The 16,071-nt window shown below is 62.8% G+C and carries 13 protein-coding genes and 2 tRNA genes; 12 read left to right on the top strand and 3 right to left on the bottom strand.

Annotated features, from left to right (window positions below; genetic code table 11):
- The first annotated feature begins 255 nt into the window (after positions 1 to 255).
- From metX to ACVOLL_RS06185, 6 genes are all read left to right on the top strand, one after another.
- The gene (gene metX, locus ACVOLL_RS06210; protein WP_481512104.1) at positions 256 to 1,380 is read left to right on the top strand and encodes a homoserine O-acetyltransferase MetX; all 1,125 of its coding nucleotides are present in this window, start codon (positions 256 to 258) and stop codon (positions 1,378 to 1,380) included.
- Positions 1,381 to 1,472: 92 nt separating this feature from the next.
- Positions 1,473 to 2,309, top strand: coding sequence for a DNA ligase (locus ACVOLL_RS06205; protein ID WP_481512103.1), 837 nt, complete (start codon positions 1,473 to 1,475; stop codon positions 2,307 to 2,309).
- Positions 2,310 to 2,549: 240 nt separating this feature from the next.
- Positions 2,550 to 3,158, top strand: coding sequence for a DUF1294 domain-containing protein (locus tag ACVOLL_RS06200; protein ID WP_481512102.1), 609 nt, complete (start codon positions 2,550 to 2,552; stop codon positions 3,156 to 3,158).
- A 251-nt stretch (positions 3,159 to 3,409) separates the two neighbouring features.
- On the top strand, positions 3,410 to 5,383 hold the full coding sequence (locus ACVOLL_RS06195) for a PEP/pyruvate-binding domain-containing protein (RefSeq protein WP_481512101.1): 1,974 nt from the start codon (positions 3,410 to 3,412) through the stop codon (positions 5,381 to 5,383).
- Entirely contained in the window at positions 5,367 to 6,044 is a 678-nt protein-coding gene (locus ACVOLL_RS06190; protein WP_481512100.1) for a GyrI-like domain-containing protein, read from the top strand. Before ACVOLL_RS06195 ends, ACVOLL_RS06190 begins: the two co-directional genes overlap by 17 nt.
- A gap of 50 nt (positions 6,045 to 6,094) precedes the next feature.
- Complete coding sequence (locus ACVOLL_RS06185) at positions 6,095 to 6,367, top strand: hypothetical protein (RefSeq protein WP_481512099.1); 273 nt, start codon at positions 6,095 to 6,097, stop codon at positions 6,365 to 6,367.
- Positions 6,368 to 6,433: 66 nt separating this feature from the next.
- On the opposite strand, the gene cydC is transcribed toward ACVOLL_RS06185, so the two are convergent.
- On the bottom strand, positions 6,434 to 8,101 hold the full coding sequence (gene cydC / locus ACVOLL_RS06180; protein ID WP_481512098.1) for a thiol reductant ABC exporter subunit CydC: 1,668 nt from the start codon (positions 8,099 to 8,101) through the stop codon (positions 6,434 to 6,436).
- Complete coding sequence (cydD, locus tag ACVOLL_RS06175; RefSeq protein WP_481512144.1) at positions 8,098 to 9,873, bottom strand: thiol reductant ABC exporter subunit CydD; 1,776 nt, start codon at positions 9,871 to 9,873, stop codon at positions 8,098 to 8,100. The genes cydC and cydD overlap by 4 nt, the downstream gene beginning before the upstream one ends.
- Positions 9,874 to 10,019: 146 nt before the next feature.
- Here cydD and ACVOLL_RS06170 point away from each other — a divergent pair, with 146 nt between their 5' ends.
- The 6 genes from ACVOLL_RS06170 (at position 10,020) to ACVOLL_RS06145 (ending at position 14,585) form a co-directional block, all read left to right on the top strand.
- Positions 10,020 to 11,606: a cytochrome ubiquinol oxidase subunit I gene (locus tag ACVOLL_RS06170; RefSeq protein ID WP_481512097.1), complete on the top strand. Its 1,587-nt coding sequence runs from the start codon at positions 10,020 to 10,022 to the stop codon at positions 11,604 to 11,606.
- A gap of 15 nt (positions 11,607 to 11,621) precedes the next feature.
- On the top strand, positions 11,622 to 12,773 hold the full coding sequence (gene cydB, locus ACVOLL_RS06165) for a cytochrome d ubiquinol oxidase subunit II (protein WP_481512096.1): 1,152 nt from the start codon (positions 11,622 to 11,624) through the stop codon (positions 12,771 to 12,773).
- 30 nt (positions 12,774 to 12,803) lie between these two features.
- The gene (cydX, locus tag ACVOLL_RS06160) at positions 12,804 to 12,914 is read left to right on the top strand and encodes a cytochrome bd-I oxidase subunit CydX (protein ID WP_282269734.1); all 111 of its coding nucleotides are present in this window, start codon (positions 12,804 to 12,806) and stop codon (positions 12,912 to 12,914) included.
- A gap of 60 nt (positions 12,915 to 12,974) precedes the next feature.
- Positions 12,975 to 13,051, top strand: a tRNA-Pro gene (locus ACVOLL_RS06155).
- A 162-nt stretch (positions 13,052 to 13,213) separates the two neighbouring features.
- A tRNA-Pro gene (locus tag ACVOLL_RS06150) sits at positions 13,214 to 13,290 on the top strand.
- Positions 13,291 to 13,370: 80 nt separating this feature from the next.
- A complete protein-coding gene (locus tag ACVOLL_RS06145; protein WP_481512095.1) occupies positions 13,371 to 14,585 on the top strand; it encodes a CynX/NimT family MFS transporter in 1,215 nt (404 codons plus the stop codon).
- Positions 14,586 to 14,805: 220 nt separating this feature from the next.
- On the opposite strand, the gene ACVOLL_RS06140 is transcribed toward ACVOLL_RS06145, so the two are convergent.
- The gene (locus tag ACVOLL_RS06140) at positions 14,806 to 16,062 is read right to left on the bottom strand and encodes a glutamate-5-semialdehyde dehydrogenase (protein ID WP_481512094.1); all 1,257 of its coding nucleotides are present in this window, start codon (positions 16,060 to 16,062) and stop codon (positions 14,806 to 14,808) included.
- Between the last annotated feature and the right edge of the window lie 9 nt (positions 16,063 to 16,071).

Genomic DNA, 16,071 nt, shown 5'->3' with positions numbered 1-16,071 from the left:
AAGCACATCCAGCAGATGGCAGAGATGCCATGTGCTTCAGCAACGTCAGCTTCGCGGCTTACGCCGCTCCTACAAACAGCCCACTCTGGCCGGTATCTACATCACAGCGGCCAACCGTGGCCGTTCACGTACAGCGGGAACCACCATCAGATCACCGCCTCCCGGATGCGCTTCGCGTCCGCCCAGCAATACCCAAATAACCACTGGTTATCATCCATGCGAAGATGCGCCCGGCATCCCCGTTAAAATTGGCAGATGACTGAATTCATTCCTGATGGCAGCCGTTTCCACGCGCTGTCCTCGCCGTTCCCGATGAAGCGCGGTGGCAGCCTGATCGGCGCCCATGTCGCTTACGAAACCTGGGGCAAGCTGGCCGCCGATGCCAGCAACGCCATCCTGATAGTCACCGGCCTGTCGCCGGATGCACACGCTGCCAGCAACGCCGACAACCCGGCCAACGGCTGGTGGGAGCCGATGCTTGGCCCCGGCAAGCCGATCGATACCAACCGCTGGTTCGTCATCTGCGTCAACTCGCTGGGCAGCTGCAAGGGCTCTACCGGCCCGGCCTCGTTGGACCCGGCCACCGGCAAGGCCTACCGCCTGTCCTTCCCCGAGTTGTCGATTGAAGACGTGGCCAATGCCGCCGCCGAAGTCGTGCGCGCGCTCGGCATCACCCAGCTGGCCTGCCTGATCGGCAACTCGATGGGCGGCATGACCGCACTGGCAGTGTTGCTGCAACATCCCGGCATCGCCCGCAGCCATATCAACATCTCCGGCAGCGCCCGCGCCCTGCCGTTCTCGATCGCCATCCGCTCACTGCAGCGTGAAGCAATCCGCCTCGATCCGGCATGGAACAACGGCGATTACGACGAAGTCCACTACCCGGAATCGGGCATGCGCATGGCGCGCAAACTCGGTGTCATCACCTATCGCTCGGCGTTGGAATGGGACGGCCGCTTCGGCCGCGTTCGGCTGGATTCGGACCAGACCGACGAAGACCCATTCGGCCTGGAATTCCAGGTGGAGAGCTATCTGGAAGGCCACGCGCGTCGCTTCGTGCGCCACTTCGATCCGAACTGCTATCTCTACCTCGGTCGCTCCATGGATTGGTTCGACCTGGCCGAATACGCCGACGGCGACGTACTGGCCGGGCTGGCGAAGATACGGATTGAACGGGCACTTGCCATCGGCGCCAATACCGACATCCTGTTTCCGGTAGAACAGCAGCAACAGGTCGCCGATGGTTTGCGGGCAGGCGGCGCGGACACCCAGTTCATCGGCATGGATTCGCCACAGGGCCACGACGCCTTCCTGGTCGACTACGACCGCTTCGGCCCGGCCGTAGCGCAGTTCTTGCAGACACTGCCGACAGCCGCGTAAACACCGCACCGACCTCGAATGCAGGTAGCCGCTGATGGCTGCCTGTACGCGCCGCACAGCACGCTGGGGCCTCCAACAACCGGAGGCTGGTCATGCCGCGCCTGCTCCTGCTTCTGCTGCTCTTCCTGTCAAGCTCGCTCAACGCAGCGCTCGCTTCCGCGCCACCGTTGATGCTGGCCAGCCGCTGGCAGGACGGGCCGGATGTATCGCAGTATCTGGTCAGCGAGAAGCTTGATGGTGTGCGCGCACGCTGGGATGGGCATGCGCTCTGGACCCGTGCCGGCCACCGCATCGTGGCACCCGTTTGGTTTACCAGAGACTGGCCCAAGCAGCTGATCGACGGCGAATTGTGGATGGCACGCAGCCAGTTTGAAGCCACCAGTGCACTCATCCGCAGCAGTCCGGCCGACGAGGCGCAGTGGCGCGAACTGCGCTTCATGGCTTTCGATCTACCAAGCGCAACAGGCGGCTTTGCCCAGCGCCATGACCAGCTGAGCCGGATAGTCGCCAACCAGCCAAATCCCCATCTCTTTGCCATAGAACAACGCCGCCTGCCCGATACAGAAAGCCTGCACCGACACCTACGCAGTGTCGTCCAGGCCGGCGGCGAAGGCCTGATGCTGCATCATCAGGACAATCGCTATAGCGACGGCCGCAGCACCGGTCTGTTCAAACTCAAGCTGCATGACGACGCCGAAGCCCGTGTGATCGGCTATGTCCCCGGCAAAGGGAAATACGTCGGCATGGTTGGCGCGCTGTTGATGCGCGCTGACAGCGGCGCGCAGTTCCGCATCGGCAGCGGCCTGACTGATGCGCAGCGTGCCGATCCACCCGCAATCGGCAGCCAGGTGACCTATCGCTACAACGGCCTGACCGTGCACGGGTTGCCGCGTTTCCCGCGCTTCCTGCGGGTGCGCGACGAGCCTTGAACGGGCGCGATTCATCCGTAGTGCTACACGCAAGAAAATGAACGATGCAGCCGGTTTTTTGTGGGAGCTGCGTAAGCCGCGAAGCAGAGACTTCATCAGATGGCAAACATGCCAAGACCCTCAGCATTGCCAGCTTCGCGGCTTACACCGCTCCCACATAAACTGCCCCTATGCAGGAGCAGGGCTTCACAGCCCGCCACGTTTGCGCTGCAATAGCGGCGACAAACAGGGGCAAGCTCAATGCGCTATCAAGGCCGGCTGCAGGATTGGAACGATGACAAGGGCTTCGGATTCGCGGTCCCGAACGGCGGCGGCGAGCGCGCCTTCGTCCATATCAAAGCCTTCGAGCAGCGCACGCAACGTCCCACCAACGGCATGCTGATCAACTATGCGCTACGCAAGGACGAACGCGGCCGTCTCAATGCCATCGCGGTGCGTTCGGCCAGCGCCACCAAAACCGTCACTTCCAAACCAAAGCGTCCTCCTTTTACCGCCCGCCTGCCGCATGTCCTGCTGGGCGTATGCGCCCTGCTCTGCGTGCTGGGACTATGGATTGCCAAGCTGGTACCTGACTGGACCTTGCCGGTGATCGGCGGAATGAGCGTCGTTGCGCTGGGCTTCTATCTCTACGACAAGGGCGCAGCCGCCCGCGGCGAGCAGCGCACGCCTGAAAACACTTTGCACCTGATCTCCCTGCTCGGCGGCTGGCCGGGCGCGCTGATCGGCCAAGGCCTATTCCGGCACAAGACCAGCAAGTCCAGTTTCCAGCTCATGTTCTGGCTGACGGTTGTGCTCAATATCGCCGCAATCTGCTTGCTTGCCAGCGGAAAGCTGGGCCCTGCCCAATAGACCGGGCGCCTTGACCTCAGCGTAGCCCGGGGAAGTGCAGCGCGCCCGGGCTTGTTGTCGAGCAACCTGGAAATCACGTGAAACTCAGATCCTGGAGGCACAACGCTTACCGGGTTGCGCTGCTGCAAACCACACTATCGGGATTGCGCGGCTTTCTGCGCTACGGCTAGCCGGCACACGACTGAGCAGATGCCGGTCGCTTATCATCTGCGCTCCCCAAGCTCCAACACGGCATCATGGATCGAGCCCGTATGAAGTCCGCACTCCGCCTTGTTTGCCTGCATCTTGTCGCCTTCAGTGCCGTCCTGCTCGCTGCGATGCCGACCGCGCTGGCGCAAACAGCCCGCAAGCCGTCGCCTTACGAGGCCCGGCAAGGCACAACTGCAGCTGCCACCGACAGCGCGCAAACTCCGGCGCAGCTACCGCGCATAGCCAGCCGTGACGATTTCATGCGTCTGGCGCGGGTTTACAACCCCGGCACCCCGCTGGAAATGCCCCATCTGATCTTCACCATCGATCGGCGCGAGCCTACCCGCACCTACTACATCAATACGCCGCGCTACGAGCTGCACGAGAACTTCGTGCGGCGCGAACGGCTTCTGCCGCAGTTGGACAAGGCCACGCTCAACGCACAGTACAAGGACCCGCAACGGCGTTTCCTGTTCGGCACAGTAAGCTGGCAACGCGATCTGCCCGGATACACCTATGAATTCTGGGAAGGCGACCAGCTGACACCCGCGCTGCTCAGACAGACCGACCAGTTGGTGCGCGGATCGTTCTACGAGCCAATCCGCTTCAAGACCAACTCCACGCTGCACGAACAAACCGCGCGTGCTGCTGGCCTGGCCTTCGTCACCCAGGAGGCGTTGCTGCGTGAGCAGTCCCTCCTGCCGTTGAACACGGGTACTGCGCAAGGCCGTCTGCGCGTCATCCGCTCGGTCGAGCAGGCAGGCGATCTATCACCACAGGACATCGTGGTGCTGGATGAAGTGCCGATCTCGCTGCCACCGGTGGCTGGCCTTGTCACCCAGCGCCCATCGACACTGCTGTCGCACGTCAATTTACTGGCCAAGGGATGGCGTATCCCCAACGTCTATGTCCGCGATGCGCAGGCCGCATTGCGCGTCTACGACGGACAGTGGATCGAGCTGGAAGTCACAAACAACAATTACAAGGTACGGCCAGCCCTTCGCCCAACCAACACACCCTCCAGAACCAGGCAAACAGCCGTGCGCAATCTGCCGCGGCCCGACGTATCGATAACCGCACTGAAGCCGCTTTCGGCACTTCGTGCCAGGGATAGCAGTCATTGCGGGGTCAAGGCTGCCAATCTGGGCACTTTGAAGTCCGCACTGCCGCCGTCTGCGCGGGTTCCGGATGGATTCTGCGTACCTTTCTCGCATTACCAGTCTGCAATGCAGAAACTGCGCATCAGCGAGCGACTGGCCGCACTCCAGCAGCGGCCCGGCTTTGCCAACGACGCAAAGGTCCGCCGTGAGGCGCTTGCCGCGCTGCGAGCGGAGATCAGCGGCGCCCCCCCGGACCTGGCCCTTGTCCGCAGCCTGCAATCGCAGTGGCAGAGCCAGTTACGGGGCCGCGGGGTATTCGTGCGCAGCTCTTCCAACTCGGAAGACCTGCCGAATTTCAGCGGCGCCGGCCTGTATACGACCGTGCCCAACGTGACCGCTGCCGAGGCGCTGGTGCAAGCAGTGCAGACGGTGTGGGCGTCGGTGTACAACTTCGAGGCCTACGAAGCACGCAGCGCCGCCGGCCTTGGCCAGGACGCTGTAGCGATGGCGGTACTGGTACAACAGGCCGCGCCGTCGGACAGCTCCGGGGTGATGATCACCCGTGACCCATTCGACGCAGGTCGACGCCATATCACCTACATCTCTGCCAAACGCGGCCTCGGCATTCGCGTGGTGGAAGGCAAGCGGCAGGCCGAGCAGGTGATGTATTCGAACTGGTCCAAGGCCGTGCAGGTGCTCAGCCGCTCCGCGGAAGACACCCAGCTGGTCGCCAATGCCAGCGGCGGTGTCCGCGAGGTGGCGCTGACCGGCTCCCGCCAGGTATTGACCGATGCCTTGATCGCGAGGCTGGCAGCCGTTGGCAGCCGTACCAAACAGGCACTTTGGGGAGTCGATCAGGACATCGAATGGGCGGTGGTTGGCGATGACATACTCATCCTGCAATCGCGGCCCTACGTGGATGGAAGCGCTCGCTGATAGTCAGCCCAATGCTCACCATCTCCACCTCGTTGTAACAGCCGAGCCGGAAGGATTCATGGACAAGATCGATCTCAAGCGCCAGTGGAAGCAGCTCTACCAGCCATCGGCCAAGGCCGTCGCCGAGGTCGATGTGCCCGCCTTCAACTTTTTGATGATTGACGGCTCTGGCAATCCGAATACCTCGCAGGACTACAAGGACGCTGTGGAAGCGCTGTTCTCGGCTGCATACACCATCAAGTTCGCACTCAAGAAGGCCGGGCGGCTGGACTACGCCGTCATGCCGCTGGAAGGACTGTGGTGGGCCGATGACATGACGACCTTCCAACGTGATGAAAAGCAGCTTTGGCAGTGGACCATGATGATCATGCAGCCGCCGGAAGTGTGTGAGAAGGACATGGAATCTGCGATCACCAGCTTGCAGAAGAAGTCGCTTGCCGCCCTGTCAAAGCTGCGTTTTGAAAATCATCATGAAGGACGCTGCGCGCAGCTCTTGCATATCGGCCCCTTCACCGAAGAAGGCCCAACGATCGAGCGCGTGCATGCCTTCATCGGTGAACGATCCGCATTGCGTGGCAAGCACCATGAGATCTACTTGAGCGACATCCGAAGGGCTGCGCCGGAGAAGTGGAAAACCATCATCCGCCAGCCCATGCAGTGAGTCGTAATGATGACCAAGCCCGCCCTCAGCCAAAATAGCAGGAACCCATCATGACCTTCTGGTTGATCGCAATAGCAGTCAGCGTCGGCTTTGGTTTGGCAGCGGGCGCCATATGCCACCGCACCTGGCTTGCGGTGCTGCTTGCCGCCCTGCTCGGCGGCCTGCTCGCGCCCTATCTTGGCCTGCGCTTTGTATGGGATGTAACCGGCCATCGCGATGCCCAGGATGGCCTGGCCTTCCTGTTCGGGCCGATGGTTACCGTACCGACAGCCAGCATTGTTGCCTACGCTTTCAAACGCTTGCGTAGAAACAAACGCAGCTAACGACGCACGCCTGCGCGTCGCAACCCGTAGGTCTACAAAGCCGGGCACAACCCGGCTCCACGCTCGCTACTGCAGCCTCAACCGCCCTTGATGCAGACGATACTCGCGCTGCACCACACCTTCCGGCAGTCGATCATGGGTGATCATCAACAGGCTGCGTTGGCCCAACGCTGCCGCCAGATCGATCAACAAGGCATGCGCGGTATCCACGTCCAGACCTTCGGTCGGCTCGTCCAGCACCATGATCGGCGCGTTGCGCAGCAAGGCGCGCGCCAAGGCCAAACGCCGCGCCTGACCCGCCGACATGGTGGCACCGTTCTCGCCTACCCACGCGCCCAGCCCGCCTTGTTGCTGCGCCCAATCGCTCAAGCGCACCTGCGCCAGCACCGCCCACAACGCGTCATCGCCGGCTTGTGGATCACCCAACCGCAGATTCTCCGCAATGCTGCCGGCGAACACCGGCGCGCCCTGCGGCAACCAGGCTATCTGCCGATACCAATCGTCCTGGGCGAACTCTCGCAGATCGACACCAGCAAAGCGCACGGCCCCTTGCTGCGGGTCCCATAGCCGCAGCAGCAAGGCCGACAAGGTTGTCTTGCCGCAGCCGCTGTCGCCACGAATGGCGATGCGCTCACCCGGCGCCAGTTGCAGATCCACGCCATCCAGAAGACGCCGCGTCTCGCCCGGCCAGGCAAACACTACCTGCTCGAACGCTACCGTTGCCGCGCCCGCTGGCACCGCACGCGGCTGCGCAGGCTCTTGCACGGCCGTCGCTTGATCGACAATCTGCCGCAGACGCTTGCCGGCCACCCGCGCCGACTGCAAGGCCTGCCAGGCGATGCCACTGCCTGCTGCGACTTCCAACAGTGCAACGGTCAGAAATACCAGGGTTGCGGCAAATGGCGCTTCCACCTTGCCAGCTTGGAATGCCGTCAACGCCAACCACAGCATCGCCAACAGGCCAAGCCCGGCCAGCGCCGAATGCAGCACGTTGCCACCGATCAGGCGGCCGCGACGCCGTTGATCGCTGCGCGCCAACTGCTGCGCCGCTTCATCCACACGCAACGCCCAATCATCGCGAGCATCCAAGGCGGTGAGATCAGCCGCACCTTCCAAGCCTTCAAACGCCAAGGTGCGCAGGCTGGCACGTTGCTGCGCACGCTCGGCCTCGACCGTATCGCCGCGGCGCACCGCGAACACCGGCACGCCAATGCCCACCAATACGGCGAGCACCAGCAACAGCAGCGCTGCCGGCCAGTAGATCAATGCCGCCGCTCCCACCGTTGCCAGTGCGATGCCCGCCAAGGCCAACAAAGGACTGATGGCACGCACCATCAACCCGTCGACTTCACCGATATCGGTGATCAACCGCGCCAACAGCTCGCCGGTACGGCTGCTGCCCAGCCGCGCCGGCGCCAACGGCAGTGCACGCTGGAAGAACCACACGCGCAGGTCACGGGCGATCCGCAAGGTTGCGTCGTGGCCGACCAGCTTTTCGAAATAGCGCGACGCGATGCGCGCCATCGTCAAGCCGCGGATGCCGGCCGAGGGGGAGAAGAAATTGAAGGTGCTGCCCATGCCCAAGGCACCGGCCAGCGCTGCGGCGGTAAGGAATCCACCGGACAAGCCCAACAAGCCAACACCGGCAACCATCGTGGTGAACAGCAGCAGCGTCGCCAGCGCCAGCCGCCAGCGGTGGCGCTTGAATACATCGCGCATCGTCTGCGGGCTCATGCGCGCTCTCCCTGTACTTCTGCATGCACGCAATCCTGCAGATCGATGACCTTGTCGGCCCAGCGCATCGCCGCCTCGCTATGGGTGGCCATCAGCACCGTGCGGCCACGCGTATGTGCGGCCAGTGCCTGTAGCAGATCCGCTTCGGTCTGCGGATCAAGGAAAGCAGTGGGTTCGTCGAGCAGGAAAAGATCCGGCTCCAGCAGCAATAGCCGCGCCAGTCCAATCCGCCGCGCCTCGCCGCCGGACAGGCCGAAGCCACGCTCGCCGATCACTGTGTTCAAACCCAAGGGCAGATGCTGGGCAAAGCGCATCACCTGTGCGACCTCAGCCACCGCCTGCAACCGCGCGGCGCTTACTGCCGGGTCGGCCATGCGCAGGTTGTCGGCAATCGAGCCATGGAACAGGTAGGGGCGCTGGCCGGCATACCCGATGCGCGCGCCCTCGCGGACCACGATGCGGCCTTCGCGCGGCGGCAGCCAACCGACCAAGGCTTCCAGCAAGGTGCTCTTGCCGCTGCCACTGGGGCCGATCAGGGCCAGACGCTGACCGTCGCCGATCTCCAGCGAAAAGCCCTTCAACACATCGTGGACAGCGCCTTGCGGGCGCAGCACGACATTGCGTACCGACACCAGCGGCGCGTGCAACTGCGCCGGCTCCGGCGCTACCAGGGACGCAGCGGCGGAAGTTGCCGCAGCAGCATCCTGATCGTCAGCCAGCAGGCGCTCGACTTCAGCCGCTGCCGCCAACGCATTGGCACGGTCGTGGTAATGCGCGGCCAGCCGCCGCAGCGGCGCGTAGAACTCCGGCGCCAGCAGCAGGCAGAACATGCCGGTGCCCAAGGTCGGCACCACCGAGTGCAGGGACATCAGGCCCAGATAGCTCAGGCCCAGGTACAAGGCCACCATCGCCACGCTGACCGAGGCGAAGAATTCCAACACAGTGGAGGACAGGAAAGCGATGCGCAGCACCTTCATGGTGCGCTCGCGCACGCCATCGGCAGCGGCAGCAACGCCTTCCAGCTCGGCTTCACCGCGCCCGTACAGGCGCAACAGGCCCAAGCCCTTGATGCGGTCGGCAAAGTGGCCGCTCATGCGCGCCAGCTCGCCCAGCTGTGCCCGACCGGCGGCCTCGGCGCCCCAGCCCACCAGCATCATGAAGAACGGCACCAGCGGCGCGGTGAAGATGAAGATCAGCGCCACCACCCAGTCCACATAGGCCACGGCGGCGGCAATCAGCAGCGGCACCACCACCACTTCCACCCGCACCGGCTGGAAACCGGCGTAATAGCCCTCGATGGCATCGCCATGAGACAGCAGCAGCTCGCCCAACTCACCCGTGCGCTGACGGCGCAGCCACAACGGTCCGCGTGCCAGCAAACGCCGGTAAACCTGCTCGCGCAACGCCAGTTTGGCGCTGTCGGCGACCTTGCCGGCGGCGGTCTGGGCGACCCCGCCCAGCAGGCTGCGCAGCACCAGCACGGCCGCCAATATCCAGAAACCGTGAATTACCTGTACCCAATCCAGTCGTTCCACGACTATGCTCTGGATCAACCAGGCAATGGCGCCAGCCTGCACGATCAGCAGCGCACCTGAAGTACAGACGGCCATGGCCGCCAAACGCTGCTGCGACCGGGCCCCGGACGCCAGAGCCGCCAGCCACTGCTGCTGTACGCGGCGTTGCTGTTGCACCGCGTTGGAATGTGGAACTTCGCTCAAGACTGACAACTCAGGTGAAGGAGAACCAGGTGATTGTAAGCAAGCCGTACCCAGCCTGCCGGCCCTGCACGATCGGCGTTGGACAGCCAGCACACATTGATCCAGATCAAGGCATTGGCAGGCCTGAACGGGGAGTATCGCTGCCATAGAACCCCTCCCAGCCACTCCATGACGCCCAATTCCCACGAGGTAGCCAGGCCATGATCGACTCAACAGTCGTAGAACTGTCACGTCTACAGTTCGCGCTGACCGCGATGTACCACTTCATTTTCGTCCCGCTCACGCTGGGGCTCTCTTTCATGATCGCGATCATGGAGAGCGTCTATGTGATGACCGGCAAGGATGTCTGGCGCCGGATGACCCTGTTCTGGGGCGTGCTGTTCGGCATCAACTTCGCCATGGGTGTGGGTACCGGCATCGTGATGGAGTTCCAGTTCGGCATGAACTGGTCCTATTACAGCCACTACGTGGGTGACATCTTCGGCGCACCGCTGGCCATTGAAGGCCTGATGGCGTTCTTCCTGGAGGCGACCTTCATCGGTCTGTTCTTCTTCGGCTGGGGCCGCCTGTCCAAGGTGCAGCATCTGACCGTGACCTGGTTGATGGCACTGGGCACCAACCTGTCGGCACTGTGGATCCTGATCGCCAACGGCTGGATGCAGTACCCGGTGGGTGCGGTGTTCAACCCGGAAACGATGCGCATGGAAGTGGTGGACTTCGCCGCCGTGCTGCTGAACCCGGTAGCCCAGGCCAAGTTCGTGCATACCGTCTCGGCCGGTTATGTGGCTGGCGCGATGTTCGTGATGTCGATCTCGGCCTTCTTCATGCTGCGCGGCAAGCACCGTGACATTGCCCGCCGCTCGTTCGCAGTGGCTTCGGCGTTCGGCCTGCTGGCGTCCATCTCGGTTGCCGTGCTGGGTGATGAGTCCGGTTACGCCACGGCCGAAAACCAGAAGATGAAGCTGGCTGCCATCGAAGGCATGTGGCATACCCATCCGGCTCCGGCACCGTTCACTGCATTCGGCATCCCGAACCAGCAGGAACAGCGCAATGACTTCGAAGTGCAGATCCCATACGTGATGGGCCTGATCGCCACCCGTTCGCTGGATGAGGAGATCCCGGGCATCCTGGACCTGGTCAAGCAGGCCGAGGGTCGCGTCAAGGGTGGTCAGATCGCCTACGCCGCACTGGAACGCATCCGCGCCGACAAGAACGATGTTGAAGCCCGCGAGGTCTTTGACCGTCATTGGCAGGATCTGGGTCACGGCCTGCTGCTGAAGCGTTACCGCGACGACATCGAGAACGCCACCCCCGAGCAGATTGCACAGGCTGCGCTGGATACGGTGCCCACGGTCGCACCGCTGTTCTGGACCTTCCGCGTCATGGTCGGCCTGGGCATCTACATGATTGGCTTCTTCGCCCTGGCCTTCTACTACTCCTGCCGCAACAACTTCGAGCACAAGCGCACCTTCCTGCGGGTTGCCCTGTGGTCGCTGCCGGCACCGTGGATCGCGATCGAATGCGGCTGGTTCATCGCTGAGTACGGCCGTCAGCCGTGGGCGGTCGATGGCGTGCTGCCGACCTTCTATGCAGCTTCCGGTCTGGCCGTCTACGAAATCCTGGCGACGCTGGTCGGCTTCACCGCGCTGTACACGGTGCTGCTGGTGATCGAAGTCAAGCTGATGCTCAAGGCCATCCGCAAGGGCCCGGACGAAATCCTGCCCTCGCTGCAGCAGTCGGCCGTCGCAACCAACCACGCCAATGCCTCCGGCAACGGCCAGGCATAAGGCAGGAGAACACTCATGGAATTCATTCTTCTGGACTACACGACACTACGCGTGATCTGGTGGTTGCTACTTGGCATCCTGCTGATCGGCTTTGCGGTAATGGACGGCTTCGACCTTGGCGTTGGCACTCTGCTGCCTTTCGTTGCCAAGACCGATGAAGAGCGCAGGCTGGTGATCAACACCATCGGCCCGGTATGGGAAGGCAACCAGGTGTGGCTGGTGCTCGGTGGCGGCGCGATCTTCGCCGCCTGGCCACCCCTGTATGCGGTGAGCTTCTCCGGCTTCTATCTGGCGATGTTCCTGATCCTGTTCGCACTGATCCTGCGTCCGGTCGGCTTCAAGTACCGCAGCAAGATGCCGACCCAGCGCTGGCGCAACAACTGGGACAAGGCGCTGTTTGTTGGCGGCTTCATCCCGGCACTGATCATGGGCGTGGCAGTTGGCAACGTATTGCTCGGCGTGCCGTACCACTTCGATGACACCCAGCGCGTGTTCTACACCGGCAACCTGCTCGGCCTGCTGACCCCGTTCGCGCTGCTGGCTGGTCTGGTCAGCGTAGCGATGCTGGTCTCGCACGGTGCTGCCATGCTGGTGCTCAAGACCAGCGGCCCGGTCGCTGAGCGTTCGGCAAAGATCGGCAGCATCGCCGCCATTGCCTCGTTCGTGCTGTTCGCACTTGCCGGCGCCTGGGTTGCCTTCGGCCTGCCGGGCTACCAGATCACCTCGCAGGTGGTGACCGACGGTGCCAGCAATCCGCTGCTGAAGACCGCTGAATTCTCCGCCGCTGGCGGCTGGCTGCACAACTACAGCAGCATGCCGGCCACGATCCTGGCGCCGGTGGTGGGCCTGCTGGGTGCTCTGGCCAGTGCAGTCCTGCTGCGCAAGCGTCGTGGTGGCCTGGCCTTCCTCGCCTCGGGTGCGTCCATCGCCGGCATCATCCTCACCGTCGGCTTTGCGATCTTCCCGTTCCTGCTGCCCTCCTCCACCAGCCCGGGCTCCAGCCTGACCGTATGGGACGGCTCCTCCAGCCACCTGACACTGTGGGTGATGCTGCTGGCCACCGTGATCTTCCTGCCGATCATCATCGCCTACACCACCTGGGTATATCGCGTGATGAAGGGCAAGACCACGCTGGAAGAGATGGGTGAAAACCCGAACGCCTACTGATCCGCACCGACAACACTAAGGAGACAACTCATGTGGTATTTCGCTTGGATTCTGGGTGCTGGCCTCGCTGCGACGGTCGCCATCCTCAACGGCATGTGGTTTGAAGCGCGCGAAGCAAACAAGATCGATGCAAAGCGCTGAAAAACTGCGTGAAGGTATTGCCAAAACGCCGGACTGAGCGTATCTTTCCGGCTCCCTTCGCGGGGTGTAGCTCAGTCTGGTAGAGCGCTACGTTCGGGACGTAGAGGTCGCAGGTTCGAATCCTGTCTCCCCGACCAAAGGGTCGGTAAAAAAGCCTGGAATAACGGCAACGTTTTCCAGGTTTTTTATTCGCCAGTACACAGTTGCTGGCAGTCAACGCACCACGCCTTGCAGGCAGCGTTGGCTGAACAAAAGAACTTGCAAGGCACGAGGTTCACCGCTATCATAGGCGGCTCCTTCGGGGTGTAGCTCAGTCTGGTAGAGCGCTACGTTCGGGACGTAGAGGTCGCAGGTTCGAATCCTGTCTCCCCGACCAATTTGACAAAAGCCGGCCTCTGGTCGGCTTTTGTTATTGGTGGGTTTCAAACGACGCCACCCACCGCGTCGGAGTAAGCAATGTCCACGCCCGCCCAGTCCCTCATCCGGCACCCCCTGTTCAAGGGCCGCCTGCTGGCGTTTGTCGCCATCGTCCTGGTCTCGGCCAACCTGCGCAGCGCGGTCACTTCGCTGACCCCGTTGCTGGACCGGCTTGGCAATGTCTTCGATTTCGGCAGCACCATGACCGGCGTGCTCGGCATGATGCCGACCGCCGCCTTCGCCGTGTTCGGCCTGGCGACGCCACGCATCACCCGCGCCATCGGCCTGGAGCGCACTGCCGTGCTGGCCATGGTGCTGGCTACCGCTGGACTGCTGCTGCGTGCATTCTCCGGCAATGTCGGCATGCTGATGCTGGGCTCGGCGATCGCACTGGCCGGCATGGGCATGGGCAATGTGGTTGTGCCGCCGCTGGTCAAACGCTACTTCGCCGACCGCGTGGGCACCCTGAGTACGGTCTACATCTCGGTACTGCAGGCCGGCACGATGGTGCCTGCCTTGCTGGCAGTGCCAGTGGCTGATCAGTTCGACTGGCGTATTTCACTTGGCATGTGGTCGTTGCTGTCAGCGGCCGCCGTGTTGCCGTGGATATTGCTGGCACGCAGTGCACCCCGCACCGATGCAGGCACCAGCACCAATCCCGAACATGCTGCAGGCCGCGTCTGGAAGACGCAGTTGGGCTGGGGCATGGCGTTGATGTTCGGCATGACCTCGCTGGGCACCTACTCCCTGTTCACCTGGTTGCCGAAGGTAATGGTGGAAGCCGGCGCCAGCGAATCCTTCGGCGGCGTGATGGTGGCGGTTTATTCGGCCATCGGCCTGTTGCCGTCGCTGTTGGTGCCCGCATTGGCGGTGCGCATGCGCAACCCGTTCCCGATCGCGGTGATGGTGTTCGTGTTGAACATGATTGCCTTCGCCGGCCTGCTATGGGCACCGATGAGCGCACCGCTGCTGTGGGCGGTCATCGCCGGCCTTGGCCCATCAACCTTCCCGCTCGGCCTAACCCTGATCAACCTGCGCACCCGCAGCCAGGCTGGCTCGGCAGCGTTGTCGGGCTTCATGCAGGGCGTGGGTTACAGCCTGGCCAGTCTGGGCCCGCTGCTGTTCGGCTGGCTGCATGGCATGAGCGACGGCTGGGCGTGGTCGTTTGGCTTCCTCGCCTTCTGTTCCGGTGTATTGCTGACCGGTGCGTGGTTTGCATGCAAACCGCAGCAGTTGGAAGATCACTGGAAGTAAACCGCCGTTGAAACATGAAAGCCGCCGATATGAATCGGCGGCTTTTTTATTCGCGGAAGCAACCCAGCCCCGGTAAGCGCGACGCACCTGCGGCTGACCGCCTCTTGTCGGAGCGACGTAAGCCGCGAAGCTGAGAGTGTTGGAAGTCCTGGAGCATTGTGCACACCAAAGCTGCGGGTGCTTCGCGGCTTACCCGGGCTACAACGGTTGCTTGCCGCGACTACTTCAACGGATGCCTCACCTGGCCTTCGCCGCGCACAACGAAGCGCTCCACCGTCAGCGCCTCCAGACCCATCGGGCCGTAGGAATGCAGGCGAGTCGTGGAAATGCCGATCTCCGCCCCCAGGCCGAGCTCGCCGCCATCAGAGAAGCGCGAAGAGGCATTGACCATCACCACCGCCGAGCGCAGTGCGCGCACGAACGCTTCGCCATGAGCTGAGTTGCCGGTAGCAATGACTTCGGTGTGATCCGAGGTGTAAGCCTGGATATGGGCGATGGCCGCAGCCATGTCCGGTACAACCCGGATTGCGAGAATCAGATCCAGGTACTCGGCAGCATAGTCGTCGTCCGTAACCGGCACGATGTCTGCAACCAACGCTTGGGTTGCTGCATCACCACGCAGCTCGACCCCGCGCTCACGTAGCGCTGCGGCAGCCAGAGGCAGGAATAGCGCGGCAACAGCCTCATGCACCAGCAAGGTCTCCAGCGAATTGCAGGCTGACGGACGCGAGGTCTTGCCATCGATCAACAGGTCCACTGCCAACTGCAGATCGGCACTGTCATCGACGAATAGATGACAGACGCCCTTGTAGTGCTTGATCACCGGCACCCGCGCATGCTCGGCGACGAAGCGGATCAGACCTTCGCCACCGCGCGGAATCGCCAGATCGATGATGTCATTGAGCTGCAGCAGCTCCAGCATGGTTTCACGGCGCAGATCTTCAACCAGTGTCAAAGCCGCATCCGGCAAACCTGCTTCGCGCAATGCGCGCTTGAGACTGGCAGCAATCGCCGTATTGGAATGGATGGCTTCAGAGCCACCGCGCAGGATCACACCATTGCCGGCCTTGATGCACAGCGCTGCGGCGTCGGCCGTCACATTGGGCCGTGCCTCGTAGATCATCGCGATCACACCCAGCGGCACCCTCACCTTCTGCACACGGATGCCATTGGGACGGTCGTAGTCGCGGGTCACCTCGCCCACGGGATCCGGCAAGGCGGCGACTTCAAGCAATGCATCAGCCACGCCTCGCAGACGCTCCGGGTTCAGGGCGAGACGATCCAGCATTGCCGAGCCCACACCCTTGTCCCGCGCCGCCTGCAGGTCACGCGCATTCGCGGCGAGGATGCTGCCTGCATCGGCTTCCAGCGCAGCGGCCATGGACTTCAGCAGCGTGCTGCGGGCATCGCTGGAAAGCAGGCCCAGCTGCTGCGCGGCATCGCGGCACTTCAATGCAAGGGTGCGGATATCACTCATGTTCTGTCC

The sequence above is a fragment of the Stenotrophomonas sp. STEN035 genome, from assembly GCF_056759935.1.
The sequence above is the reverse complement of the archived record's forward strand: the minus strand, read 5'-3'. Positions and strand labels throughout refer to the sequence as shown.

Coding starts and splice junctions, on each gene's coding strand:
- metX (WP_481512104.1), top strand. CDS start 256: ATGACTGAATTCATTCCTGATGGCAGCCGTTTCCACGCGCTGTCCTCG.
- ACVOLL_RS06205 (WP_481512103.1), top strand. CDS start 1,473: ATGCCGCGCCTGCTCCTGCTTCTGCTGCTCTTCCTGTCAAGCTCGCTC.
- ACVOLL_RS06200 (WP_481512102.1), top strand. CDS start 2,550: ATGCGCTATCAAGGCCGGCTGCAGGATTGGAACGATGACAAGGGCTTC.
- ACVOLL_RS06195 (WP_481512101.1), top strand. CDS start 3,410: ATGAAGTCCGCACTCCGCCTTGTTTGCCTGCATCTTGTCGCCTTCAGT.
- ACVOLL_RS06190 (WP_481512100.1), top strand. CDS start 5,367: ATGGAAGCGCTCGCTGATAGTCAGCCCAATGCTCACCATCTCCACCTC.
- ACVOLL_RS06185 (WP_481512099.1), top strand. CDS start 6,095: ATGACCTTCTGGTTGATCGCAATAGCAGTCAGCGTCGGCTTTGGTTTG.
- cydC (WP_481512098.1), bottom strand. CDS start 8,101: ATGAGCCCGCAGACGATGCGCGATGTATTCAAGCGCCACCGCTGGCGG.
- ACVOLL_RS06170 (WP_481512097.1), top strand. CDS start 10,020: ATGATCGACTCAACAGTCGTAGAACTGTCACGTCTACAGTTCGCGCTG.
- cydB (WP_481512096.1), top strand. CDS start 11,622: ATGGAATTCATTCTTCTGGACTACACGACACTACGCGTGATCTGGTGG.
- cydX (WP_282269734.1), top strand. CDS start 12,804: ATGTGGTATTTCGCTTGGATTCTGGGTGCTGGCCTCGCTGCGACGGTC.
- ACVOLL_RS06145 (WP_481512095.1), top strand. CDS start 13,371: ATGTCCACGCCCGCCCAGTCCCTCATCCGGCACCCCCTGTTCAAGGGC.
- ACVOLL_RS06140 (WP_481512094.1), bottom strand. CDS start 16,062: ATGAGTGATATCCGCACCCTTGCATTGAAGTGCCGCGATGCCGCGCAG.